This window comes from Bartonella sp. AA86SXKL (genome assembly GCF_042196885.1).
The window spans coordinates 323-1,089 of sequence record NZ_JBHIRE010000137.1 but is presented as its reverse complement, the minus strand read 5'-3'; the positions used below and the strand labels follow the sequence as shown (position 1 = coordinate 1,089).

The window sequence follows — 767 nt, the reverse complement described above, 5'->3', positions numbered from 1 at the left end:
CACTTGCGTTTCAAAGCCCGCATCACTTAACGCACTCTCAAAACTCACATTATGTACACGGTCCCTTGTTGCGCCATCATGGGGAAGAACCATCAATGCCTTCTCATAGCCATTGCGACGTAACCAGCCTATATGCTCGGATAACGGCTGCCCTTGTGCTTCGTAATAATCCAAAACACGGATCTCTCTGCCAACAAATTGCGCTATCCATATCGCCGTCGCATCTGCCTTGGCACCCGTGCCCCCAATATCCCAAAAGGCACGCATCTGCATTAAAGGATCACGTGCAACACGCCCTATCCGTCCCTCCTGCTCGGCTGCTAACATTTCCTTTTGATAGTAAGCGCCTTGAATAGCGGTAAGATAAGCCCCCTCCCATATATGTTTATAGGTCTCTGGACGATTCTTCAGATCATCAAGCCGCGCTTCATTCAAGATCTTGGGAAACTTCGGATTGTCTGACCAGTTGATCTCTACACGCTTAATGGCTTCATTGTTTGAAAAGCGAAACCGCCTTTCAACCGGTGCATTATCTCGTAAGGGGTTCCACGTTACCCATAACTCTGCTCTCCACCCCTCACCTTCTTCACGTAAAGTCGGTATAAGCGTTTGCCAAGCTGTCTCTGTCACAGGCTCTGCCTCATCAACCCAACAGAGCAAAATGCGCCCCTTGGATTTGATACTGGCTATATTACGATCTAGTCCCGAAAACTGAAAAGCAATACGACCATCAATCGACTTAATCGAAGATTCTCCAACCTTATAGT

At 47.8% G+C, this 767-nt stretch carries 1 protein-coding gene; it reads right to left on the bottom strand.

Going from position 1 to position 767, the window contains the following annotated elements; translation table 11 throughout:
• Positions 1–767 (bottom strand): phage terminase large subunit (locus ACFIO5_RS10530; RefSeq protein WP_375705372.1); only part of this gene is annotated, 767 nt, incomplete at both ends.